A 24569-nucleotide genomic window follows, 5' to 3' on the forward strand; every position below is an offset into this window, starting at 1 on the left:
GGCCGCTCCTGCAACGATCGCGGTACGACCGGTGTCACGCGCGGATCATGCAGAAGGTTGCCAGCGGTACTTGCCGAGCTCGTCATTGAGCGGCGTCTGGGCGAACACATTAGCAAAGTTGCACAGGGTTGCGAGGCTCACGCCCAGAATCACCTCCAGGGCGTTGCCTTCGCTGAAACCGGCTGCGCGGAAGGCCTGGTAAGTGGCCTCGCTGACATTGCCGCGGGTGGCGATCACTTCGCGGGCGAACGCGGCCAGGGTTTCATACCGGGCATCGGGCAGCTCGCCACGGGCACGCAGGGCATCGACCACTTCCTGCGGCAGCTTGGCCTTGTTCAGGGCCACGGCCGTGTGGCCAGCCACGCAGAAGTCGCAGCCATGCTGGGTGGCGGCAATCAGCTGCACCACTTCACGCTCGGCCAGGCTCAGTTCGGCTTTGCCGTTGAGTGCCGAAACGGTCACGTAGGTTTCCAGCGCAGCCGGGGCATTGGCCAGTACGCCCAGCAGGTTGGGGATGAAGCCGGAATTCTTCTGGGCGTTCTCGAGGAACGGACGGGCCGCTTCCGGGGCGCTCTGCAGCGTGTGTAAAGTAATGCGCGAGGACATGGAGTGGTCTCCTTTGATGAGTGTCACTACAGTCTGTTGGTTATAAGAACTACCCTCCATATTCATCAGTCGCCTTTCCTTGCTCTTGAGTCTTTGCATTAGATGATTTCGTCCAGCCACCTTGTCGATTGGTTATTAGAGGGCCTGGAGCTCGATGCCAGCCTGTTCCATGTGGGCCGCTACTGCCGCGGCTGGCACGCCAGCACCGAAGGCATGGGCCGGGCCAGCTTCCACTTGGTGGTGCAAGGGCATTGCTGGCTGCACATCGATGGCCAGCCCGAGGCACTGCGCCTGGAGGCGGGCGATGCGGTGTTCCTGCTGCGCGACCTCGGCTATCGCCTGGCCAGCGACCAGGACCCTGCAAGTGCCTGCGCCCAGCCACGCCAGCAGATGCAGGCCATGGACGTTGATGCGGTCGATGGCGTGGGCCTGGTATGTGGTTTCTTCCACTTCAGGCCGGGGTTGTCGGCGCTGATCGTCGACAGCCTGGCCGACTGGATATTGCTGCGCGCCGATGAACCGGCCGGGCATGCGGCGCGGGCGTTGTTCGAGCTGATCCTGGAGGAGTGCCGGCGCGCCGCCGGGCCTTCCCAGACGTTGCTGGAGCGGCTGACGCACTTGCTGTTCCTGTATGTGCTACGCCAGCAGGTGCATGCCGGGCAATCGCTGGGCGGGCTGGTCGCCCTCGCCCGGCAACCGGCGTTTGCCGGTTTGCTGGAGCAGTTGATCGAGCAACCGGGGCAAGCGTGGACGCTGGAAAGCATGGCCGCCTGTACCGGGTTGTCGCGGTCGGCGTTTTTCAAGCGTTTCAATGAACTGGCCGGACAGTCGCCGGGGCAAGTACTGCTGGCGCTGCGCATGCGCCTTGCAAGCCAGTTGCTGCGGGCGGGGCATACCGTGGAGCAGGTGGGGGCACAGGTGGGGTATCAGTCAGTGGCGGCGTTTACCCGGGCGTTTGCCAAGGCGGTGGGGCTGCAGCCGGGGGCGTATCGGCGGCAGCATGAGGGGCGTTAGCCTGCACTGGCCTCTTCGCGGGTGAACCCGCTCCCACAGGGATATCACAATCTCTGGAACCTGTGGGAGCGGGTTTACCCGCGAAGAGGCCGGTGCAGGCAGCAGATTCAGACCTGACTGACCGGAATATCCCCTGCCCCTTTGCCCTCCCGCCGCTCACCCATCCAGGCATTGACCTTCTGCCCGAACTCGGCCGGCGCCTTGCGCCCGAACCGCCGCGCCAGATCAAGGATGGTCTGCTGCGCCAGGGCCTCTTCCATGCGCTTCTGCGCACCCAGCATCACCGCGTGGATCGCGCAGGTGCCCTCGGTCGCCCAACCCGGCGGCGATCCCTCGAACAGGCTGCAACGCTCGCGAACTTCGCGGCAGTCGAAGATCTTCTTCGGCCCGTCGATGGCATTGACGATATCCAGCACGGTGATTTCATCCGACGGCCGCGCCAGCCGGAAGCCGCCACGCACGCCCTCGGTGGCGGCCACCAGACCGGCACGGGCCAGCTTGGTGAATACCTTGGCCAGGTACTCCTGGGGTACACCCTGCAACTCCGCCAGGTCGCGCACGCTGGACTCGCGCGAATCGCCCCGCTCGTCCACCAGGAACAGCAGGCAATGGATACCGTATTCGACGCCAGCACTGTAGAGCGACATATCTATCTCCGACCAATCTTGTCGCAAATAATACGCCTATAGCATCCGCACCGCAAAGCGCAAAGCTGCCGTCTGTCGGCCTTGTTTATCCCTTAAGCCCAGTAAATACAGCTATTCGAGCCGTGAAATGGTCATGCGGAGTGTCGGCCTGTGAGAAAAAAGACTTGCACGCACTAACTACGATCAATACAGTCGTAGTTATTCGAGAGGCACACAACCCGCCCTCGAAGCCCCTTTCGAACCTTGCGGAGCACCTTCATGAAATCGAACATCCTCATCATCGGTGCCGGCTTTGCCGGTGTATGGAGCGCCCTGAGCGCTGCGCGCCTGCTCGATCAGGCCCAGCGCGCCGACATCAACGTCAGCGTCCTCGCTCCACAGCCTGAACTGCGCATCCGCCCGCGCTTCTACGAGGCCGACGTGCACGGCATGAAGGCCCCGCTGGGCGAGCTGTTCCAAGCGGTGGGCATTCACTTCATCCCGGGCAATGCCGACAGCATCGATACCGAAGGGCGCAGCGTCAGCTACACCAACGCCCAGGGGCACCGGCAACAGATCGCCTACGACCGCCTGATCCTCGCCGCCGGCAGCCAGGTCGCACGCCCGGCAGTGCCTGGCCTGGCCGAACATGCATTCGATGTCGACCAGATGGAATCGGCCATGCGCCTGGAACAGCACCTGGTCGGTCTGGCCGCCCAGCCCGCTTCGCCTGCACGCAACACTGTGGTGGTCTGTGGCGGTGGCTTCACAGGTATTGAAACCGCCACGGAAATGCCTGCCCGCCTGCGTGCCATCCTCGGTGCCAGTGCAGCGGTGCGGGTGGTGGTGGTCGACCGCGGTGCGCAAGTTGGTGCGGCGCTGGGCGCCGGTATCACGCCGTCGATCATCGCAGCCTGCGAACAGGCCGGGGTCGAGTGGAAGGCCGGGGCCTCGGTAGTGGCTGTCGATGCCGGTGGCGTTACCCTGGACAACGGCGACCATATCGCCAGCAACACCGTGATCTGGACCGTTGGCGTGAAGGCCAGCCCGTTGACCGCACAGGTTGCCGGCGAGCGTGACCACTTCGGCCGGCTGAAAGTGGACGGCCACCTGAAGGTGCTCGGCCAGGACCATGTGTACGCCACGGGCGACACCGCCTGGGCCGCTGTGGACGAGCTGGGCAACCACGCCCTGATGACCTGCCAGCACGCCATCCCCATGGGCCGCCACTCCGGCAACAACGCCGCGGCCGACCTGCTCGGCCTGCAGCCGGTGGTGTACCGCCAGCCCAAGTACGTCACCTGCCTGGACCTGGGCGAATGGGGCGCGACGTTCAGCGAGGGTTGGGAGCGCGAACTGAAGCTGCACGGCCAGGAAGGCAAAGACCTCAAGCGCCAGATCAACTCGGTGTGGATCTACCCGCCAGCGGCTGATCGCGCCCTGGCACTGGCCGCTGCCGACCCGCTGATCGCGATCGTCTGACCGCAGCGAGGTGCGAGCTGAAACAACCGGGGCCGCGTTGCGGCCCATTCGCAGCGCAAGGCTGCTCCTACATGCAACGCGATTCCTTTGTAGGAGCAGCCTTGCGCTGCGAATGGGCTGCAACGCAGCCCCTGTTACAGCAACGCCAATCTATCAGTCATTCACACTCACAACCCGCCCCGCCTTCTCGGCAGCCTTGCCCCGGGTCGCCAGGCAGTAATACAGCGGCACCGTCACCAGCAAGCCGAACAGCCACGACAGATCAGCCCCTTCGACGATATTGGAATACGGCCCCACATACAGCGACGTGTTGGCAAACGGCAACTGCACCAGGATGCCGCACGCATAGGCAATGATCGCGTGGTGGTTGAAGCGGCCATAGATGCCGCCGTCAGCACTGAAGATCGAGGCGATGTCGTACTGGCCCCTCTTGATCAGGTAGAAGTCGATCAGGTTGATCGACGCCCACGGCACCAGCACCAGCAGCAGTGCCAGGATCAGGCCGATGAACTGGCCGATGAAGTCCGCCGAGGCATTCAGCGCTACCAGGCCGCAAACCACCAGAATCACCGAAGCCAGCACCACCCGCACCTTGATGCTCGGCGTCCACTCGGCGACGAAGGTCTGGATCGCGGTGACGATCGACAGCACCGCGCCATACAGGTTGAGGGCGTTGTGGCTGATGATGTTGAGCAGGAACAGCACCATCAGGATCGGGCCCAGCCAGCCGGTGGCCTGCTTGACCGCATCCATTGCATCGGTGCCTTCCGGCACGCAAAGCACCGCCACCGCACCAAAGCTGAAGCACAGGATGGTGCCCAGGGTAGCGCCGAAGTAGGTGGCCCAGAACGGCTTGGCAATGCCCACTTCACGCGGCAGGTAGCGCGAATAGTCGGAGGTATACGGCGAGAAGCTGATCTGCCAGATGGTGCCCAGCGACACGGTGGCGATGAAGCCCGACAGGTTGAACGCGCCACGGCTGAAGAAGTCGGCCGGCAGTTCCTGGGCGAACATCATGATGAAGCCGGCCAGCAGCGCCGAACCCATCACCCAGGTACCGATGCGGTTGAGGATGTGAATGAAACGGTAGCCGATCACGCCAATGGCGGTGGCACTCAGCGCACCGATCACGATCGCGCCGGGCATCGGCACGCTCGGGGTGATGCCGTGGATGGTCTTGCCCGCCAGGACGATGTTGGAAATGAAGAAGCCGACATAGATCAGCGCGGTGAAGAACACGATCAGCAAGGCGCCGTAGCGGCCGAACTGGCCACGGCTCTGCACCATCTGCGGAATGCCCAGCTGCGGTCCCTGCGCAGAGGCAAGGGCAATGACCACGCCCCCGACCAGATGGCCCAGCACGATGGCGACCAGCCCCCATAACAGGTTCAGATGGAACACCTGGACCACCATGGCGCCGGTGACGATGGGCAGTGGCGCGATGTTGGTACTGAACCAGAGGGTGAACAGGTCGCGCGCCTTCCCGTGGCGCTCGGCAGGTGGAACGTAATCGACCGTGTGATTCTCGACAAACTGGTGTTGCGACGACGGTTGGGACATAGGATTCAGCTCGAAAGGTCGTTTTTATCTTTGTAAGGAAACCGCTTCTAGGCGGCCTCTCAGCTGCGGACCATATTATGGTATTCCAAACTTTTGACAACACTGATCCGTAGGAAAAAACGCCCACTGATCCGCTCGCGCAACCCCTGCGGCAAACCGCCTCACCGCTCAAGCCCACGGTATACGCGGGCTTGAGCCGTTCATCGCGCAACACCCTCGCTTGAAAATTCCGCTTGCAAAATAGGTATTACGGTATACCATCAGACACATCAATGATAAAAACCGCGGACCACCGCAGCCCTATAGAGGTACACCAGATGATCGACGCAACCGTCTACAAGCATGTCCTGGGCTCCTTCCCGTCCGGCGTTACCGTCATCACCACCCTGGACGACGATGGCTCGGTCGTCGGTCTGACCGCCAGCGCCTTTTCCTCCCTGTCGATGGACCCGCCGCTGGTGCTGTTCTGCCCCAACTACACCTCCGACTCCTACCCCGTGCTGATCAGGCAGAAGCGCTTCGCCATTCATCTGTTGTCCGGTGAACAGCAGGCCGAAGCCTATGCGTTCGCCAAGAAGGGCAAGGACAAGGCCAGTGGCATCGAGTGGTCCCTGAGCGAACTGGGCAACCCGATCCTGGCCGGTGCCACCGCAGTCATCGAATGCGAACTGTGGCGCGAATACGAAGGTGGCGACCACGCCATCATGGTCGGCAAGGTGCACAACCTGATCGTCCCTGAAGAGGCGCCACGGCCGATGGTGTACTGCCGCGGCAAGATGGCCAGCCTGCCGGCCTTTGCCTGAAGCCTATTCTGAATCGAGACCGCTGGTGCCAACCCTGCCAGGCGCCAGCCCCTTTCAAGCGTTGAGGAAAGCCCCATGAAATTTTCGTTGTTCGTGCACATGGAACGTTGGGATGAACAGGTCAGCCACCGCCAGCTGTTCGAAGACCTGACCGAACTGACCCTGATGGCCGAGAACGGCGGTTTCAGCACCGTGTGGATCGGCGAACACCACGCCATGGAATACACCATTTCGCCAAGCCCGATGCCGCTGCTGGCCTACCTGGCTGCGCGCACCGACAAGATCCGCCTGGGCGCCGGCACCATCATCGCGCCGTTCTGGAACCCGATCCGCGTGGCGGGCGAATGCGCCCTGCTCGACGTGATCAGCAAGGGCCGCATGGAAGTGGGCCTGGCCCGTGGCGCCTACCAGTTCGAATTCGACCGCATGGCAGGTGGCATGCCGGCCACCGACGGCGGCAAGGCCCTGCGTGAAATGGTGCCGGTGGTGCGCAAGCTGTGGGAAGGCGACTACGCCCATGACGGCGAAGTGTACAAGTTCCCCACCTCCACCAGCGTGCCGAAGCCCTACAACGCCGTACCGCCGATGTGGATCGCCGCCCGCGACCCGGACTCGCACAACTTCGCCGTGGCCAATGGTTGCAACGTCATGGTCACCCCACTGATGAAGGGTGACGAGGAAGTGCTGGACCTGAAGAACAAGTTCCAGGCCGCCCTGGACAACAACCCGGGCGTGCCACGCCCGCAACTGATGGTGCTGCGCCACACCCACGTGCACAGCCCGGCCGAGCCGGAAGGCTGGAAAGTCGGCGCCCAGGCCATCTCGCGCTTCTACCGCACCTTCGATGCCTGGTTCGGCAACAAGACCACCCCGGTCAACGGCTTCCTCGAGCCGAGCCCGGAATCGAAGTTCGCAGAAGTGCCGGCGTTCGAGCTGGAGAACATCCGCAAGAACACCATGATCGGCACGCCGGAAGAGATCATCGCGCGTATCAAGTACTACCGGGAACTCGGCGTCGACGAGTTCAGCTTCTGGTGCGACAACAGCCTGCCCCACGCCGAGAAGAAGAAATCGCTGGAGCTGTTCATCAAGGAAGTGGTGCCGGCGTTCGCCTGATTTCCCATTACCTGAAACATTGCGGGACGCGCCCGCTCCCGTGGGCCCTGTGGCCCGCGGGAGCGGGCTTTTTTTGGGGGATTGATCCGTTGCCTGTACCGGCCTCTTCGCGGGTAAACCCGCTCCCACAGGTATGGCGCAGACCATGAACCCTGTGGGGTACCTGTGGGAGCGGGTTCACCGCGAAGAGGCCGGTACAGAACGCCACAAAAACCCCGATACACAGCGCCTTTCGTCCCCTCGCAAGAGAAATTTCCAGCCACCTCTTGCACAACAAATATTATGGTATACCATCAGACAACAAGAGCTGATAACCCTCACCAGGAGCCACCCATGAGTTTCGAAATCCGCAAGATCGTCACCTACTCCGAAGAGACCCGCATCGAAGGCGGCAAGGCCACCGACAAGCCGGTGACCATGGTCGGCCTGGCCGTCGTGATCAAGAACCCATGGGCCGGTCGCGGTTTCGTTGAAGATCTGAAGCCGGAAATCCGTGCCAACTGCTCGGACTTGGGTGCCCTGATGGTCGAGCGCCTGACTGCAGCCATCGGCGGCGCCGACAAGATCGAAGCCTACGGCAAGGCCGCAGTCGTCGGTGCCGACGGCGAAATCGAACACGCCTCGGCGGTGATCCACACCCTGCGCTTCGGCAACCACTACCGTGAAGCGGTACAGGCCAAGAGCTACCTGAGCTTCACCAACAAGCGCGGCGGCCCGGGCACCTCGATCCAGATCCCGATGATGCAGAAGGACGACGAAGGCCTGCGTTCGCACTACATCACCCTGGAAATGCAGATCGAAGATGCCCCGCGTGCCGATGAGATCGTCGTGGTCCTGGGCGCCTCCGACGGTGGCCGCCTGCACCCGCGCATCGGCAACCGCTACATCGACCTGGAAGAACTGGCTGCCGAAAAAGCCAACGCTCAATAACAACAACCAAGACGGGCCGGGGCGTGGCGTGCTTACCCGCCGCGCCCGACCTTCAAGGAGCGCCCTCCATGATTCAGCCTGTCGCTGAACGCACACCCGCCGGCACCAGCTACCTGTCCGTCGGCCAGGGCCAACCTGTGGTACTGATCCACGGCGTGGGCCTGAACAAGGAAATGTGGGGCGGTCAGTTCGTTGGCCTGGCCAACGACTACCGCGTCATCGCCTACGACATGCTCGGCCACGGCCAGAGCGCGCTGCCAGCCGCCGACATCGGCCTGGAAGGTTATGCCGCGCAACTCGCCGAACTGCTCGACCACCTGCAGATCGCGCAAGCCACCGTGATCGGCTTTTCCATGGGCGGCCTGGTCGCCCGGGCGTTCGCCCTCGAATACCCACAGCGCCTGGCTGCACTGGTAGTGCTCAACAGCGTGTTCAACCGCACCCCCGAGCAGAGTGCCGGCGTTATCGCCCGCGCCGCCCAGGCTGCGCAGCTTGGCCCCGACGCCAACGTCGACGCCGCGCTCGACCGCTGGTTCAGCCGTGAATACAAGGCTGCCAACCCGGCGCAGGTCGCCGCCATTCGCCAGGTGCTGGCGAGCAACGACCCGCAGGGCTACCACACCACTTATTCGCTGTTCGCCACCCAGGACATGTACCGCGCCGCCGACCTGGCCAGCATCCAGGTGCCGACGCTGATCGCCACCGGCGAACTCGACTCGGGCTCCACCCCGGCCATGACCCGCCAGCTCGCCGCCAGCATTCCTGGCGCACACAGCGTGGTCCTCGCCGAGCAACGGCATATGATGCCGGTGGAAGCACCGCGTGAAGTCAACAAGATGCTGCTGGACTTCCTCGCGCAAGCCCGCACCCTCACCGAATCCGCCAAGGGGATTGTTGCATGACCCTCGTTCGTTTCCAGATGTGCATCGACGGCCAATGGCGCGATGCCCAGAGCGGCAAGACCTTCGACAGCCTCAACCCGGCCACCGCCCAGGCCTGGGCGCAACTGCCCGACGCCGACGAGGCCGATGTCGAGCTGGCCGTGCAGGCCGCCCAGCGCGCCTTCGACAGCAAGGAGTGGCGCAGCATCACCGCCACCGCGCGCGGCAAGCTGCTGCGTCGCCTGGGTGACCTGATTGCCGAAAACAAGGAACACCTGGCCCAGCTGGAAAGCCGTGACAACGGCAAGCTGATCCGCGAAACCCGCGGCCAGGTCGGCTACCTGCCAGAGTTCTTCCACTACACCGCAGGCCTAGCCGACAAGCTTGAAGGCGGCACCCTGCCGCTGGACAAGCCCGACCTGTTCGCCTACACCGTGCACGAGCCGATCGGCGTGGTGGCCGGGATCATCCCGTGGAACAGCCCGCTGTACCTCACCGCCATCAAGCTGGCCCCGGCCCTGGCCGCCGGCAACACCATCGTGCTCAAGCCGTCCGAACACGCCTCGGCGACCATCCTCGAGCTGGCCCGCCTGGCCCTCGAGGCCGGCTTCCCGGCTGGTGTGGTCAACGTGGTCACCGGCTACGGCCCCAGCACCGGCGCGGCGCTGACCCGCCACCCGCTGGTGCGCAAGATCGCCTTCACCGGCGGCGCCGCCACCGCCCGCCACGTGGTGCGCAGCAGCGCCGAGAACTTCGCCAAGCTGTCGCTGGAGCTGGGCGGCAAGTCGCCGAACATCATCTTCGCCGATGCCGACCTGGACAGCGCCATCAACGGCGCCGTGGCAGGCATTTATGCTGCCTCCGGGCAAAGCTGCGTGGCCGGCTCGCGCCTGCTGGTGCAGGACGAGATCTTCGACGAGTTCGTCGAACGCCTGATCGCCCGCGCCAGGCGCATCCGCATCGGCAACCCGCAGGACGATGCCAGCGAAATGGGCCCCATGGCCACCGCGCAACAGCTGGCCGTGGTCGAAGGCCTGGTGGCCGCTGCCAAGGCCGAAGGCGCCAAGCTGCACATGGGCGGCAAGCGTGCCGAGGTCGAGGGTGATGGCTGGTTCTACGAGCCGACCCTGTTCGAGTGCGACAGCAACTCGATGACCATCATGCAGGAAGAGGTGTTCGGCCCGGTTGCCGCGGTAATCCGCTTCAAGACCGAGGAAGAGGCCCTGGCCATCGCCAACGACTCGCAGTTCGGCCTGGCCGCCGGCATCTGGACCCGCGACCTGGGCCGTGCCCACCGCCTGGCCCGCGACGTGCGTTCGGGGATCATCTGGGTCAACACCTACCGTGCCGTGTCGGCCATGGCGCCGATCGGCGGGTTCAAGAACAGCGGCTACGGCCGTGAGAGCGGCATCGATTCGGTGCTGGCCTATACCGAGCTGAAGACGGTGTGGATCAACCTGTCCACGGCGCCGATGCCCGACCCGTTTGTGATGCGCTAAGAGGTAGCACGAGATGATCGAACCAGGCATCTACAAAGACGTGATGGGCTCGTTCCCGTCCGGCGTCACCGTGGTCACCACCCTGGACGCCGACGGTGGCATCGTCGGCATCACCGCCAGCGCGTTCAGCGCGCTGTCGATCGACCCGGCGCTGGTGCTGTTCTGCCCCAACTACGCCTCCGACACCTACCCCATCCTGCGTGACAGCAAGCAGTTCGCGATTCACCTGCTGTCCGCCGACCAGACCGCCGAGGCCTATGCCTTCGCCGGCAAGGGCAAGGACAAGGCCAAAGGCATCGACTGGCACCTGAGCGAGCTGGGCAACCCGCTGCTGGCCAAGGCCACGGCGATCATCGAATGCGAGCTGTGGCGCGAGTACGACGGCGGTGACCACGCGATCATCGTCGGCGCGGTGAAGAACCTGGTGCTGCCGGCCGAGCCGGTGACCCCGATGGTCTACCACAAGGGCAAGCTGGGCGCCCTGCCGCCCCTGGGCTGATGGACCTTGAGCTCGGCGTTGGCTTCTTCGCGGGTAAACCCGCTCCCACAGGGATCGCACAGATGCTGAAACCTGTGCAGTACCTGTGGGAGCGGGTTCACCCGCGAAGAAGCCAACGCAAATGACCCTGTTTAAATCCGGAGTACTGCACATGAGCAATGAAAAGTACGAAAAAGGCCTGCAGATCCGCACCCAGGTACTGGGCGAGGACTACGTCAACCGCTCGATCCAGAACGCCGACGACTTCACCAAGCCGTTGCAGGAGCTGGTCACCGAATACTGCTGGGGCCACGTCTGGGGCCGCGAAGGCTTGTCGCTCAAAGAGCGCAGCATGATAAACTTGGCCATGATTTCCGCGCTCAACCGGCCCCACGAGCTCAAGCTGCACATTCGCGGCGCCTTGCGTAATGGCCTGAGCCGTGAACAGATTCGCGAGATCCTGCTCCAGGTCGGCATTTATTGCGGCATGCCCGCGGCGGTGGACAGTTTCCGCCTGGCCCGCGAAGCGTTCGCTGAAGCCGATGCGGAGTCAACCCGTTAACATCGGGCTGTTCGAACCCACGCAAGGAGCACCCAAGGTTCGTGGTGCTGTTGCGGTTGCGGCCGGGCAGCCTCTTTAAGAGCGCACTTGATGAAACGCCAGCCACTCGACGACAGCTTCAAGGTCAATCGCAACCCCGTTACCCTGCGCGAAATCGTGCTCGACAAGCTGCGCGCCGCGATCATGAACTTCCACCTGCTGCCAGGCGATCGCCTGGTCGAGCGCGACCTCTGCGACCGCCTCGGCGTCAGCCGCACCTCGGTGCGTGAAGCCCTGCGCCACCTGGAATCCGAAGGCCTGGTGGAATTCGCCGACGCCAAGGGCCCGCGCGTGGCCATCATCACCCTGGAGGACGCCCGCGACATCTACGAGCTGCGCTGCGTGCTCGAAGGCCTGATCGTGCAGCTGTTCACCCTGAACGCAAAGGCCAAGGACATCCGCGCCCTGGAACGCGCGCTGGAGGTCAACCGCGAAGCCCTCGAGGAAGGCGAGCTGCAACAGGTGCTGGACTCGGTACAAGGCTTCTACGATGTGCTGCTGGAAGGCTCCGGCAACCAGGTGGCAGCCCAGCAGCTGCGCCAGTTGCAGGCGCGCATCAGCTACCTGCGCGCCACCTCGGTGTCGCAGGAGAACCGCCGCGGCGCCAGCAACCGCGAAATGGAAAAGATCGTCGAGGCGATCAAGAGCGGCGACCCGCTGGTTGCCCACCAGGCCTCGGTCGACCACGTCCGCGCCGCCGCCAAGGTGGCCCTGGACTACCTGCGCCAGAAGCAGGATGACAACGTCAAGGTGCGCGAGATGGTCGAGCCCCTGGCCTTGAAGGATCCCCGCATATAAGCAACCCACAGGCCACCGATCATGCCCAACGCCCCGCGCTACTGCCCGCACTGCACCACGGAACTGGCCCGGGGCGTTCCCACAGGCGACACCCACGAACGCCTGCACTGCACCGGCTGCGGCTACATCCACTACATCAACCCGAAGATCATCGCCGGCTGCATCATCGAGCGTGATGGCAAGTACCTGCTGTGCCAGCGCGCCATCCCGCCGCGCCCCGGCACCTGGACCTTGCCGGCCGGGTTCATGGAGGCCGGCGAAACCACCGAGCAGGCAGCCCTGCGCGAGGTCTGGGAAGAAAGCGGCGTACGTGCCGAAATCGTCTCGCCGTACTCGATCTTCAGCGTCCCGAAGATAAGCGAGGTCTACATCATCTTCCGCGCCATCGCCACCGAGGAAACCGGGCAGTACGGGGCGGAAACGCTGGCCTACAGGTTCTTCGAGCCGGACGAGATCCCGTGGGATGAAATCTACTATCCGGCAATCCGGCAGATTCTCGAGCGCTATATCCTCGAGCGGCAGGCTGGGGTTTATGGCATCTACATGGGCAATGACGACACTGGCAAGGTGCACTTCATTCGCTAGCTTGTACCGGCCTCTTCGCGGGTAAACTGAACTGGCCTAATGATCTGAACTGGCCTAATGATCCCGGACACCTCTTAAGGGCGATATGATTCGCCCAATCAGGAGGTTCCATGCAAGAACGAAAGACCTACACCCGCGAGTTCAAGCAACGTGCTGCCAGCATGGTCCTTGATGACCACTGCTCGATTCCCGACGTCTGCGCCTCAATGGACGTCGGCCCTACAGCCCTGCGCCGCTGGGTTGATCAGGTGCGTAAAGAGCGACACAAGGGCCAGCCAGTAGCCGGTACCAAAGCGATCAGCGACGAACAGCGCGAGCTCCAGCAGCTGCGAGCCAAGATCAAGCGCCTGGAGACCGAGGCTGAAATCTTAAAAAAGGCTACGGCTCTCTTGATGTCGGATCCCGATCGTTTTTCCTGATTGAGGAACTGAGAGAGTCAGGCTCGTATCCGACCAGCCTTCTTTGCAGTGCGCTGAGCGTATCCCGTAGCGCGTTTTATGACTGGCTTCGCCGTCGTTCAACACCGAATACCAAGCGTGACGAACTCAGAGAGAAAGTAGTTCAGCTGCACGTCGAAAGCAGGGGAAGCGCGGGCGCGAGAATGATCTCTGAGTACCTGAAGGCCCAGCAGCTCAAGGTGGGACGGTATCTGGCCGGAAAACTCATGGAGGAGGCAAATCTGGAAAGCAAGCAGCGTCGTCCTCATCGGAATCGCTCCAAAGGTGTTGAAGCGTTTGTGGCCAAGAACCTGCTCGAACGCAACTTTGAGCCAACAGCAATTAACCAGGTCTGGTGCGGTGACGTGACCAGTTTGATGGTCGGGAAGCGCTGGTATCACCTGGCAGTAGTGATTGACTTGTTTGCGCGTCGGATCGTTGGCTGGGCGTTTTCCCTGATCAACGACGCCAACTTGGTTAGCAAGGCACTGAGGATGGCAGTAGGGGTTAGGGGCAAGCATACAGGCTTGATGTTTCACTCGGATCAAGGCTGCCAATACACCAGCCAGCGCTTCCAGTCCGAGCTGCTTGAGCATGGCATAACGCAGAGCATGAGTCGCAGGGGACAATGCTGGGACAACGCACCAACAGAGCGTTTCTTTGGAACGCTCAAGTCAGAATGGGTGCCGCCCAAGGGCTACAAGGAAATTGAAGAAGCCAAGCAGGACATGACCAGCTTCTTCATGCGATACAACCGAATCAGGCTCCACAGCTACAACGACTACCTGTCACCAATAGCTATGGAGCAGCAGGCGGCTTGATCACCGTAACCGGTGTCCGGAAATACTTGACCAGAACAGTTTACCCGCGAAGAGGCCGGTACAGCCACCAAAAATTCTCGCCAAACGTCTCCCACAGGTACGGTGCATACCTTGAGCAAGGTGCTATCCCTGTGGGAGCGGGTTTACCCGCGAAGAGGCCGGTACAGCCCCAAAAATTCTCGCCAAACGTCTATTCTGGATGCCCCCTTAAGGCCTTACGCAAAAAGGACCAGCAGAGCACATGGCAAAATGGCTAGACGGCGGCGGTCTGATGGCCGAGCGCATCCGCAACCACGATTGGGCCGCCACCCCGCTGGGCCCGCTGGAGCACTGGCCCGACCCGCTGAAAACCAGCCTGGCCCTGTGCCTGGCCTCGCGCTTTCCGCAAGCCGTGCTCTGGGGCCCTGACCTGCTCACACTGCACAACGACGCCTTCTCGCAGATACTCGGGCAAAAGCCCTCGGCATTGGGCATCCCCTTCCGCGCCGTGTGGCAGGAGGCCTGGGCCGACATCGGCCACATGGCCAACCGCGCCCTGGCCGGCGAGGCGGTGTACATCGAAGACTTCCCGCTCGTCATCGACCGCAACGGCGGCCCCGAACGGGCCTATTTCACCTTCTGCTACAGCCCCATACGCGACCACGACGGCAAGGTGCTGGGCATGCTCGATACAGTCACCGAAACCACCGCCAGCGTGCTCGCCAACCAGCGCCTGAACTTCCTCGACGACCTGGGCCGCGCCGTGGCAGGCGCCACCGACCCGGACCAGATCCTTGCCACTACCACGCGCATGCTGGTCGAGCACCTGCAACTGTCGAGTTGCGCCTATGCGGTGATGGAGCCCGACGAAGACGGTTTCACCATCTGCGGTGACGCCGTGGCGCCGGGCTCGCCGCATCTGTTGGGCCGCTATCGATTGCAGGATTTTGGCAAGCTGGCGCTCGGCCGCCTGCGCAATGGCCTGCCGTTGGTCATCCAGGACAACCTTAGCGAGCTGTCCCCGGAGGAAGCTGCCACCTTCCAGGCCATCGGCATTACCGCGACCATTTGCATGCCCCTGATCAAAGGCGGCCGACTGACCGCGCTGATGGCCATACACGACAAGGTGCCACGGGAGTGGACCCACTATGAACAGACGCTGATCAGTGAAGTCACCGAGCGCTGCTGGGCGCATATCCAGCGGGTACAGGCCCACGCCGAGGTCCGCGAAGCCATGGCGGCACTGGAGGCGCTGAATGCCACCCTCGAACAGCGCGTGGATGAACGCACCAGCCAGTTGCTGCACACAGAAGCCGTGCTGCGCCAGACCCAGAAGCTCGAAGCCATTGGCCAACTTACCGGTGGCGTGGCTCATGACTTCAACAACCTGCTGACCATCATTCGCTCGTCGCTGCATTTTCTGCAGCGCCCCAACCTCGATGCACAGCGTCGCGAACGCTATCTCAAGACCATGTCCGACACTGTCGACCGCGGTTCCAAGCTGACCGGCCAATTACTGGCCTTCGCCCGCCGCCAGGCCTTGAGCCCGCAAGTGTTCGAGGCAGGGCCACGGCTGGAGGCCATGGCCGACATGCTCGACACTGCCACCGGTGCGCGGATCCAGGTCGAGCTGCAGTTGCCACAGGCGCCTTGCCATATCCGCGCCGACCTCAATCAACTGGAAACCGCGGTAATCAACCTGATGCTCAACGGCCGCGACGCCATGGCCGGCGAAGGCACCTTGCAGCTGCGCCTGCAGGCTGACCAGTCACTGCCCGCCCTGCGCGGCCAGGCGCCACAGCCGGGCCCGTTCGCGGCGATTTCGGTGAGCGACAGCGGTGTCGGCATTGCCACCGAACTGCTGGAGCGTATCTTCGACCCGTTCTTCACTACCAAGGCACCGGGTGAAGGCACCGGGCTCGGGCTGTCGCAGGTGTTCGGTTTTGCCAGGCAGTCCGGGGGCGATGTGCAGGTGAAGAGTGTGCCGGGCCAGGGCACCACCTTTACCTTGTACCTGCCCCAGGAGCCGCCGCCTGAGGTCTAGCGGTCAACGCCGCCCTTCGGCCAGCATGCGCACGGCCAGGCCCGCCAGCACCGTACCCATCAGCCAGCGCTGAACCTGCTGCCACAGCGGGCGACCGGCGAGGAATACGGCGATCGACCCGGCCATGATCGCGATCAGTGCATTGACCGAAACGCTGATGGCGATCTGCGTCGACCCCAGCACCAGCGACTGCAGCAGCACGCTGCCATGCCCCGGCTCGATGAACTGCGGCATCAACGACAGGTACATGACGGCGATCTTGGGGTTTAGCAGGCTGGTGGCAAAGCCCATGGTGAACAGCCGCCGCGGGCTGTCGGCAGGCAGGTCGCGAACCTGGAACGGCGACCGGCCACCAGGGCGCAGCGCCTGCCAGGCCAGGTACAACAGGTACAGCGCGCCACCGATGCGCAGCGCGTCGTAGGCAAAAGGCACGGCCATCACCAGGGCGGTGATACCCAGCGCGGCGCAGAACATGTAGATGACGAAGCCAAGGGCCACACCACCCAACGAAATCAGACCGGCCTTGCGGCCCTGGCAGATCGATCGGGAGATCAGGTAGATCATGTTCGGCCCTGGGGTCAGGACCATGCCGAGGCAGATCAGGGCGAAGGTGAGCAGTTGCGTGGTTTCGGGCATGGGGCACATCCTGGTTGTGCGTTGAAGTGCTGCGAGTTTATCCGAGGCCATGCATGTCGTCTTTACCCTTGGCTCTCGCCTGCCAGGTTAACGCGGCAACCTGTAGGAGCGGCCAACGCACGCCAGTGAGTCAGCTGATCTGGCCGGCTATCAAGCCCAGGGCCACCGTGATCATCGCCACCCCCGACACCCGCCCGACCAGCTTCGCCGCCCCCGGCCGGGTGCTCAACACGGCTTTGGCGCCATAACCGACCAGCGAGTAGATCACCAACGAGCTGCACAGGTGCACCAGGCCCAGCAGCAAGATCTGCAACGGCACCGGCCAGCTCGACTGCGGGTCGGTGAACTGCGGCAACAACGCCAGGAACAGCAAAAACACTTTCGGGTTCAGGCCACTGACGCAAAACCCTTTCAATGCCCAGCGAGACCCCGACTCCCCCGCACCATCCTGCCCGGCCGCCGGCAAGGCCGGGCTCAGCAGCAGGTTGCCACCCAGCCACAGCAGGTAGCTACACCCCGCCAGGGTCAGCAAGGTCAGCGCCAGCGGGTGGCCGGCCAGCAGGCTGCCGACCCCTGCCGCCACCACCAGAGTCGCAAGGAAGTGCCCCGACAACATCCCCGCCACCGCAGGCATCACCCAGCGCCCCCGCATGCCGGCCGAAATGGCATAGGCCCAGTCCGCGCCCGGCGTAATCACGAACAGCATCGACACGGCCCAGAACGCCGTCAGAACACTGAGAGCCACTTGAATCTTCCTTTTTCCACTGCTTTGGGATGACGAAAGATTACGGATTCCGCCGAGGGATTTTCTTTCGTATATTCCCCAACAGCCCTCAATTACTGGAAGTTCCTTCTCAATGGACAGGACCGATCGAAAAATTCTTGCCGAGCTGCAAAAAGATGGTCGGCTATCGGTGACCGAACTGGCCGACCGTGTGGGGCTCAGCCTGTCGCCCTGCCACCGGCGCTTGAAGGCGCTGGAGGAGTCCGGGGCGATTCTTGGCTATCACGCCCGCTTGGCGCCGAGCGCCCTGGGGTTGAACTTTGCCGCGCTGGTGTTCGTGACCCTGCGCGAAGTCACTCGCCAGCCGGTAGCGGACTTTGAAGCGGCGCTGGCCGAAATCCCGCAGATCGTCGAGGCGCAGCGGCTGTTTGGCGACCCGGATTACCTGCTGCATGTGGTGGCCAAGGATTTGCCGGCGTTCCAGAAGCTGTATGACGAGCAGCTGACCAGCATTCCCAATGTGAAACGGTTGAGTTCGACGCTGGTGATGAAAGAGGTGATTCAGGATCGGTTGTTGCCGATGTAGCGTTGTTGCCTGAGCCGGCCCTTTCGCGGGTGAACCCGCTCCCACAGGTAATGCGCATGACTTGAAATCAATGCGGTCAAGGTGGGAGCGGGTTTACCCGCGAAAGGGCCGACACGGGCGACATTTTTATCTGCCCTGCAAACGCGCACGGCGCCCCAGAAAAGCACACCGCTTCTTACCTCCTTATTGCCCAAACCCCTCTAGCCCAAGCCCTCCCGCACCCTGGCACCCTCCTTGCTACCGTCCCCCGCTTAACCTTTTGTCAGCCTTAGGTTTTTTAAGGTTTATGGGCACATATTTACTAATTTCTCGTTATCCCCGCGCCCCGCATCATCGCTCCAACAAGAACGCGTCGCCCTTCGCCGGCACGCCCCCGGGCAGCTCCCGATGCCCTACCTTGCCTTGGAGTCAGTCATGACCAGTGCAGCCAATTCGGCACCCCTCATAGAAAAACACACGATCGGCTACGTGCCCCCGCAAGACCGCCATGGAAAGGTAAGGGATCTGTTCACACTGTGGTTCGGTGGCAACATAGCGCCGCTACCCATCGTCACAGGCGCGCTGGGTGTGCAACTGTTCCACCTGAACCTGGTGTGGGGCATCGTCGCGATCCTGGTCGGCCACCTGGTCGGTGGCGTACTGATGGCGCTGCACTCGGCCCAGGGCCCGCAGATGGGCATCCCGCAGATGATCCAGAGCCGCGCCCAGTTCGGCTCGCTCGGCGCGCTGCTGGTGGTGGTGATCGCCGGGGTCATGTACATCGGCTTCTTCGCCTCCAACATCGTCCTCGCCGGCAAGTCGCTGCACGGCGTGGTCGATGCCGTGCCGGTACCGGTGGGCATCGTCATCGGTGCGCTGGGCTCGGGCATCATCGGCATCATCGGCTACCGCTTCATCCACGTGCTCAACCGCATCGGCACCTGGGTGCTGGGTATCGGCATCGTGGTCGGCTTCGGCTACATCTTCAGCCACGTGCAAAGCGACGACTTCCTCACCCGCGGCGGCTTCAACCTGGCCGGCTGGCTGGCCACCGTGTCACTGGCGGCGCTGTGGCAGATCGCCTTTGCACCCTACGTGTCGGACTACTCGCGCTACCTGCCGGCGGACGTGAAGGTCAGCTCGACGTTCTGGACTACCTACCTGGGCTCGGCCCTGGGTTCGAGCCTGTCGTTCATCTTCGGCGCCGTGGCGGTGCTGGCGATCCCGGCCGGCATGGACACCATGGATGCAGTCAAGCTGGCCACCGGTACCCTCGGCCCGATCATGCTGGTGCTGTTCCTGCTCAGCGTGATCAGCCACAACGCACTCAACCTGTATGGCGCAGTGCTGTCGATCATCACCCTGGTGCAAACCTTCGCCCACCGCTGGATCCCCACCGCCAAGAGCCGCGCCGTGCTGTCGCTGGTAGTACTGACGGCCTGCTGCGTGGTGGCGGTGTTCGCCTCGGCGGACTTCATCGGCCACTTCGTCGACATGGTGCTGGTGCTGCTGGTGGTGCTGGTGCCGTGGACAGCAATCAACCTGATCGACTTCTATGCCATCCACAAGGGTGACTACGATATCCAGTCGATCTTCCAGGTCGATGGCGGTATCTACGGGCGCTACAACCCGCAGGCGCTGATCGCCTATGCCGTGGGCATCGTGGTGCAGATCCCGTTCATGAACACGCCGCTGTATGTCGGGCCGATTTCCGAGCATATCAACGGAGCGGACCTGTCGTGGCTGGTGGGGCTGGCGGTTACTTCGCCGCTTTACTGGTGGCTGGCCAGCCGTGATAGCGCCTACCGTCGCCGGCAGATGAGTGCCAAGGTGGCCATGGGGCACTGATTCAAACTGTCCCGGCCTCTTCGCGGGTGAACCCGCTCCTACAGGGATAGCGCACGTCTCAGGATCTGTGCTTTCCCTGTGGGAGCGGGTTTACCCGCGAATAGGCCGGTACAGGCAACACATCAATCAGAGGTTGTAGGCCCGCTCATTGTGCTCCGCCAGGTCCAGCCCCTGTTCTTCCTCTTCCCGGCTGGCCCGAAGGCCGATGGTCAGCTTGATCGCCCCCAGAATCGCCCAACTCACCACAAAGCAATACACGAAGGTGAACGCCACCCCCTTCAACTGCACCAATGCCTGCCCGACCGGTGATGCACCCTCCACATAGCCGCCCAACGCAGGCGCGGCAAAGACCCCGGTAAGGATCGCGCCGACCATTCCGCCCACGCCATGCAGGCCGAACACATCCAGGCTGTCGTCATAACCCAGCGCCTGTTTCAACCGGGTCACGGCAAAGAAGCAGATGGCCCCGGTCAACAACCCGATCACCAGCGCGCCCAACGGCCCGACGAATGCACAGGCCGGGGTAATGCCGACCAACCCTGCCAAAGCCCCTGAAGCCGCACCCAAGGCCGTCGGCCGACCATGCGCCACCTTCTCGGTCAGCAACCAGCCGACAATCCCCGCACAGGCCGCCACCATGGTCGCCAGCATCACCACCCCTGCCGCCTGGTTGGCCGCGAGCCCCGAGCCGACGTTGAAGCCGAACCAGCCCACCCACAGCAACCCGGCGCCCACCAGGGTGAAACCGAGGTTGTGCGGCGGCATGGCCACCTGCGGGTAGCCCTTGCGCTTGCCCAGCATCAACGCCGCAGCCAGCGCTGCCACGCCGGAGTTGATATGCACGGCGGTACCGCCGGCAAAGTCCAGCACACCCCAGTTGACCATCAACGCCCCCGGCCCGCCCCAGACCATGTGCGCGATCGGCGCGTACACCAGCACGAACCAGGCGGCCATGAACAGCAACGAAGCACTGAACTTCATGCGTTCGGCAAAACCACCGGCAATCAGCGCCGGGGTAATGATGGCGAAGGTCAGCTGGAACACTGCGAACACGCCTTCGGGGATGGTGCCGACCAGGCTGTCATGGCCGATGTCCAGCATCAGCGCCTTGCCCAGCCCGCCAATGAAGCTGTTGAGGGTCAGCTGGCCCTCGACCATGCCGGTGGTGTCTACCACCAGGCTGTAGCCGAACAGCACCCAGAGAATGCCGATCACCCCGGCCACCGCGAACAACTGGGTGAATACCGAGAGGAAGTTCTTGGCCCGCACCATGCCACCGTAGAACAGTGCCAGGCCCGGGATGCACATCATCAGCACGAACATCGCGGCGCAGATCATCCAGGCGGTGTTGCCGGTGTCCAGGGTGGGGTCGGCGGCGTGGGCCCGGGTGGTCAGGGCTAACAACATTACAGCGAGGGTGAGGTGCTTCATGGAGTCACTCCTGTGTGAATGGTGGAGGTGCTCTGGGGCTGCCTTGCAGCCCATCGCGACCCAAGGCCGCTCCTGCAGGGGGGCGATACGCGGTCCCCTGTAGGAGCGGCCTTGGGTCGCGAAAGGGCCGCAAAGCGGCCCCCGACGGTCAACTCAATACTGCGCCTGCCCCGGCACCCAGGCGGTCCCCGCCAACGGCACCCGTGCCATCGCCGCAGCCTCCACGGTCAACGCCACCAGGTCCTCCGGGTCGAGGTTGTGCAAGTGCGACTTGCCACACGCCCGCGCCATGGTCTGCGCCTCCAGCACAAGCACCCGCAAGTAGTTGGCCAGCCGGCGCCCGGCCTCCTCCGGGTTCAGGCGCCTGGCCAGCTCCGGGTCCTGGGTGGTAATGCCGGCCGGGTCGCGGCCGTTCTGCCAGTCGTCATAGAAACCGGCCGCAGAACCGATCTTCTTCAGTTCGGCATCCAGCCGCGGGTGGTTGTCACCCAGCGCGATCAACGCCGCAGTACCAATGGCCACCGCATCAGCCCCGAGGGCCATGGCCTTGGCCACGTCGGCGCCATTGCGAATACCCCCGGAAACGATCAGCTGCACCTTGCGGTGCATGCCCATTTCCTGCAGCGCCTGCACTGCCTGCGGAATGGCCGGCAGGATCGGGATGCCGACGTGCTCGATGAACACTTCCTGAGTCGCGGCGGTACCGCCCTGCATGCCGTCGAGCACGATCACATCGGCACCGGCCTTCACCGCCAGCTTCACGTCGTAGTACGGGCGGCTGGCGCCGATCTTCACGTAGATGGGTTTTTCCCAGTCGGTGATCTCGCGGATCTCGGCAATCTTGATCGCCAGGTCATCCGGCCCGGTCCAGTCCGGGTGGCGACAGGCGCTACGCTGGTCGACGCCGATCGGCAAGGTGCGCATGCCCGCCACCCGCTCGGTCACCTTCATGCCGAGCAGCATGCCGCCACCGCCCGGCTTGGCACCCTGGCCGAGGACGATCTCGATGGCATCGGCCTTGCGCAGGTCGTCGGGGTTCATGCCATAGCGCGACGGCAGGTACTGGTACACCAGGTGCTGCGACTGGCCGCGTTCCTCCGGGGTCATGCCGCCGTCGCCAGTGGTGGTGCTGGTGCCGGCGATGGTCGCACCACGGCCCAAGGCCTCTTTGGCGTTGGCCGACAGCGCGCCAAAGCTCATGCCGGCGATGGTCACCGGAATTTTCAGGTGGATCGGCTTCTTGGCGAAGCGGGTGCCCAGCAGCACATCGGTGCCGCACTTCTCGCGGTAGCCTTCCAGCGGGTAGCGCGACACGCTGGCACCGAGCAGCAGCAGGTCGTCGAAGTGCGGCACGCGGCGCTTGGTGCCGCCGCCGCGGATGTCGTAGATGCCGGTTTCGGCGGCACGCTGGATTTCCTGGATGGTCAGGCGGTCGAAGGTGGCCGACTCACGCAGTACCGGGGGGAATTGCTCGCTCATGGGAATGCTCCTGGATCAGTACGCGCTGGCGTTGTCGACTTTGAAGTTGTACAGCTGGCGAGCCGAGCCGTAGCGTTTGAAATCGGCAGCCTTGTGGTCCAGGCCGGCCTTGTTCAGCAGTTCCTGCAGCTCTTGCAGATGCTCGGCGCGCATCTCTTTCTCGATGCAGTCCGAACCCAGTGACTGCACCGAGCCCTTGACGTAGATGCGCACCTCGTACAGCGAATCGCCCAGCGCATCGCCGGCATCGCCACACACCACCAAACGCCCGGCCTGGCCCATGAAGCAGCTCATGTGGCCGATGCTGCCGCCGACGACAATATCCACGCCCTTCATGGAAATACCGCAGCGCGCGCCGGCATCACCCTCGATCACCAGCAACCCGCCATGGGCTGTGGCGCCGGCGGCCTGGGAGGCGCTGCCCTTGACCCGTACCGTGCCGGACATCATGTTCTCGGCCACGCCGACACCGACGTTGCCATGCACGGTGACGCTGGCCTGCTGGTTCATGCCGGCGCAGTAGTAGCCGGCGTGGCCTTCGATATCCACGGCCACGGCGGCGTTGATGCCCACGGCCAGGTTGTGCTTGCCGTCGGGGTGGGTCACCCGCCATTCGTGGTCCTGCACCTCACCGTGCAGGGACTGGTTGAGGACACGCACCGAGGTGCTGGAAAGGTCGATCGTATTCATGTGGTTCTCCAGTGGTTCGGTGGCAGGTCAGGCGCTTTCGCGTTCCCAGACGTACAGGGTGGCCGGGGCCGGTTCCCAGACCTTGGCGTGCTCGATGCCCGGCAGGCTGGCCAGTGCCTGGTACTCCGAGGCCATGGCCACGTAGTCGTCGGTCTCGGCCAGCACGGCGGGTTTGCAGGCGATCGGGTCGCGGATCACGGCAAAGCCATTGCGGGTGCCGATGGCAAAGGTGAAGAAGCCGTCCAGGTCTTCCAGGGCGCCATCCAGGGCCTGGGCCAGGCTGTCGCCCTGCTGCAGGCGCCAGGTCAGGTAGCCGGCGGCCACTTCGGTGTCGTTGTCGGTCTCGAAGCTGATGCCTTCGCGCTTGAGCTTCTGGCGCAGGCGGAAGTGGTTGGATAGCGAGCCGTTGTGCACCAGGCACAGGTCGGCGCCGGTGGAGAACGGGTGGCTGCCCTCCATGGTCACGGCGCTTTCGGTGGCCATGCGGGTATGGCCGATGATGTGGCTGCCTTTCATGCCGACCAGGCCGAAGCGGCTGGAGATTTCCGCCGGCAGGCCCATGCCCTTGAGGATCTCGATGCTCTGCCCGGCGCTCATGATGCGCACGTCAGGGGCCAGTTCGCTCAGGGCCTGGCGGGCCGACGCCTCGCGGGTGTGTACCTTGAGCACTGCAGCGCTGGCGTTCTGGAACCAGTCCAGCGAGCAGCCCAGGCGCCCTTCCAGCTGGCCCATCAGGGCCGCCCAGGGGTAGTTGACGTCAGTGGCCTGCAGGGTCAGCTTGACCCAGCCATCGGCCACTTCGTCGCCGTAGATGGCAAAGCCGGCGCTGTCCGGGCCACGGTCGGTCATGGCTTCGAGCATGGGTTCGAAGAGCTTGCCGAGCTGGGCTTCCAGCTCGGTTTTTTTCAGGTACAGACCTACGATTCCACACATGAT

Annotated in this window: 25 protein-coding genes; 16 read left to right on the forward strand and 9 right to left on the reverse strand. The window is 63.5% G+C overall.

Annotation, left to right across the window (positions count from 1 at the left end):
- Positions 1–45: 45 nt before the first annotated feature.
- Positions 46–606, reverse strand: a complete 561-nt coding sequence (locus tag KDB76_RS17675) for a carboxymuconolactone decarboxylase family protein (protein WP_003259243.1) — start codon at positions 604–606, stop codon at positions 46–48.
- Positions 607–708: 102 nt separating this feature from the next.
- Between KDB76_RS17675 and KDB76_RS17680 the strand changes: the two genes are divergently transcribed.
- Positions 709–1620 (forward strand): AraC family transcriptional regulator, encoded by a 912-nt coding sequence (locus KDB76_RS17680; protein ID WP_013973024.1) that lies wholly within the window; start codon positions 709–711, stop codon positions 1618–1620.
- Between the two features lie 107 nt (positions 1621–1727).
- Here KDB76_RS17680 and KDB76_RS17685 read toward each other — a convergent pair whose 3' ends face one another.
- Positions 1728–2267, reverse strand: coding sequence for an Rrf2 family transcriptional regulator (locus KDB76_RS17685; protein ID WP_003259245.1), 540 nt, complete (start codon positions 2265–2267; stop codon positions 1728–1730).
- A 258-nt stretch (positions 2268–2525) separates the two neighbouring features.
- Between KDB76_RS17685 and KDB76_RS17690 the strand changes: the two genes are divergently transcribed.
- A complete protein-coding gene (locus KDB76_RS17690) occupies positions 2526–3728 on the forward strand; it encodes an FAD-dependent oxidoreductase (RefSeq protein WP_038409782.1) in 1203 nt (400 codons plus the stop codon).
- A 153-nt stretch (positions 3729–3881) separates the two neighbouring features.
- Here the strand turns inward: KDB76_RS17690 and KDB76_RS17695 are convergent, their stop codons facing one another.
- Entirely contained in the window at positions 3882–5288 is a 1407-nt protein-coding gene (locus KDB76_RS17695; protein WP_013973026.1) for a cytosine permease, read from the reverse strand.
- A gap of 317 nt (positions 5289–5605) precedes the next feature.
- Between KDB76_RS17695 and KDB76_RS17700 the strand changes: the two genes are divergently transcribed.
- The 12 genes from KDB76_RS17700 (at position 5606) to KDB76_RS17750 (ending at position 16260) form a co-directional block, all read left to right on the forward strand.
- The gene (locus KDB76_RS17700) at positions 5606–6091 is read left to right on the forward strand and encodes a flavin reductase family protein (RefSeq protein ID WP_003259250.1); all 486 of its coding nucleotides are present in this window, start codon (positions 5606–5608) and stop codon (positions 6089–6091) included.
- Between the two features lie 75 nt (positions 6092–6166).
- A complete protein-coding gene (locus tag KDB76_RS17705) occupies positions 6167–7207 on the forward strand; it encodes an LLM class flavin-dependent oxidoreductase (protein ID WP_038409783.1) in 1041 nt (346 codons plus the stop codon).
- Between the two features lie 333 nt (positions 7208–7540).
- Positions 7541–8137 carry an amino acid synthesis family protein gene (locus KDB76_RS17710; protein WP_003258678.1) on the forward strand — a complete coding sequence of 199 codons (597 nt, stop codon included), beginning with the start codon at positions 7541–7543 and terminating at the stop codon, positions 8135–8137.
- Positions 8138–8205: 68 nt separating this feature from the next.
- Positions 8206–9039 carry an alpha/beta fold hydrolase gene (locus tag KDB76_RS17715; RefSeq protein WP_013973028.1) on the forward strand — a complete coding sequence of 278 codons (834 nt, stop codon included), beginning with the start codon at positions 8206–8208 and terminating at the stop codon, positions 9037–9039.
- Positions 9036–10517 (forward strand): aldehyde dehydrogenase, encoded by a 1482-nt coding sequence (locus KDB76_RS17720; protein WP_024087305.1) that lies wholly within the window; start codon positions 9036–9038, stop codon positions 10515–10517. The genes KDB76_RS17715 and KDB76_RS17720 overlap by 4 nt, the downstream gene beginning before the upstream one ends.
- A gap of 13 nt (positions 10518–10530) precedes the next feature.
- Positions 10531–11016 (forward strand): flavin reductase family protein, encoded by a 486-nt coding sequence (locus tag KDB76_RS17725; RefSeq protein WP_003258675.1) that lies wholly within the window; start codon positions 10531–10533, stop codon positions 11014–11016.
- 151 nt (positions 11017–11167) lie between these two features.
- Positions 11168–11557 (forward strand): carboxymuconolactone decarboxylase family protein, encoded by a 390-nt coding sequence (locus KDB76_RS17730; RefSeq protein WP_038409784.1) that lies wholly within the window; start codon positions 11168–11170, stop codon positions 11555–11557.
- Positions 11558–11647: 90 nt separating this feature from the next.
- Positions 11648–12394, forward strand: a complete 747-nt coding sequence (locus KDB76_RS17735; RefSeq protein ID WP_013973031.1) for a GntR family transcriptional regulator — start codon at positions 11648–11650, stop codon at positions 12392–12394.
- A gap of 21 nt (positions 12395–12415) precedes the next feature.
- Positions 12416–12979: an NUDIX hydrolase gene (locus KDB76_RS17740; RefSeq protein WP_013973032.1), complete on the forward strand. Its 564-nt coding sequence runs from the start codon at positions 12416–12418 to the stop codon at positions 12977–12979.
- Positions 12980–13089: 110 nt separating this feature from the next.
- Positions 13090–13398 carry a transposase gene (locus tag KDB76_RS29890; RefSeq protein ID WP_024086157.1) on the forward strand — a complete coding sequence of 103 codons (309 nt, stop codon included), beginning with the start codon at positions 13090–13092 and terminating at the stop codon, positions 13396–13398.
- Between the two features lie 8 nt (positions 13399–13406).
- Entirely contained in the window at positions 13407–14237 is an 831-nt protein-coding gene (locus KDB76_RS17745; protein WP_230491506.1) for an IS3 family transposase, read from the forward strand.
- 241 nt (positions 14238–14478) lie between these two features.
- Entirely contained in the window at positions 14479–16260 is a 1782-nt protein-coding gene (locus KDB76_RS17750; RefSeq protein WP_038409786.1) for an ATP-binding protein, read from the forward strand.
- 3 nt (positions 16261–16263) lie between these two features.
- Here the strand turns inward: KDB76_RS17750 and KDB76_RS17755 are convergent, their stop codons facing one another.
- Positions 16264–16896, reverse strand: coding sequence for a LysE family translocator (locus tag KDB76_RS17755; protein ID WP_023660833.1), 633 nt, complete (start codon positions 16894–16896; stop codon positions 16264–16266).
- 130 nt (positions 16897–17026) lie between these two features.
- Positions 17027–17641 carry a LysE family translocator gene (locus KDB76_RS17760; protein ID WP_015270734.1) on the reverse strand — a complete coding sequence of 205 codons (615 nt, stop codon included), beginning with the start codon at positions 17639–17641 and terminating at the stop codon, positions 17027–17029.
- A gap of 112 nt (positions 17642–17753) precedes the next feature.
- Here KDB76_RS17760 and KDB76_RS17765 point away from each other — a divergent pair, with 112 nt between their 5' ends.
- The gene (locus tag KDB76_RS17765) at positions 17754–18206 is read left to right on the forward strand and encodes an Lrp/AsnC family transcriptional regulator (protein ID WP_015270735.1); all 453 of its coding nucleotides are present in this window, start codon (positions 17754–17756) and stop codon (positions 18204–18206) included.
- Positions 18207–18620: 414 nt separating this feature from the next.
- Positions 18621–20033, forward strand: a complete 1413-nt coding sequence (locus KDB76_RS17770; RefSeq protein ID WP_025338785.1) for a cytosine permease — start codon at positions 18621–18623, stop codon at positions 20031–20033.
- A gap of 126 nt (positions 20034–20159) precedes the next feature.
- On the opposite strand, the gene KDB76_RS17775 is transcribed toward KDB76_RS17770, so the two are convergent.
- From KDB76_RS17775 to KDB76_RS17790, 4 genes are all read right to left on the reverse strand, one after another.
- Positions 20160–21464 (reverse strand): ammonium transporter, encoded by a 1305-nt coding sequence (locus KDB76_RS17775; RefSeq protein ID WP_013973038.1) that lies wholly within the window; start codon positions 21462–21464, stop codon positions 20160–20162.
- Positions 21465–21617: 153 nt separating this feature from the next.
- Complete coding sequence (locus tag KDB76_RS17780; protein WP_013973039.1) at positions 21618–22943, reverse strand: FMN-binding glutamate synthase family protein; 1326 nt, start codon at positions 22941–22943, stop codon at positions 21618–21620.
- A gap of 15 nt (positions 22944–22958) precedes the next feature.
- Complete coding sequence (locus tag KDB76_RS17785; RefSeq protein WP_013973040.1) at positions 22959–23633, reverse strand: protein glxC; 675 nt, start codon at positions 23631–23633, stop codon at positions 22959–22961.
- 27 nt (positions 23634–23660) lie between these two features.
- Positions 23661–24566 (reverse strand): glutamine amidotransferase family protein, encoded by a 906-nt coding sequence (locus KDB76_RS17790; RefSeq protein ID WP_023661046.1) that lies wholly within the window; start codon positions 24564–24566, stop codon positions 23661–23663.
- Positions 24567–24569 lie beyond the last annotated feature (3 nt).

It is taken from the genome of Pseudomonas sp. JS425, from assembly GCF_018223845.1.
Classification (GTDB): Bacteria; Pseudomonadota; Gammaproteobacteria; order Pseudomonadales; family Pseudomonadaceae; genus Aquipseudomonas; species Aquipseudomonas asiatica.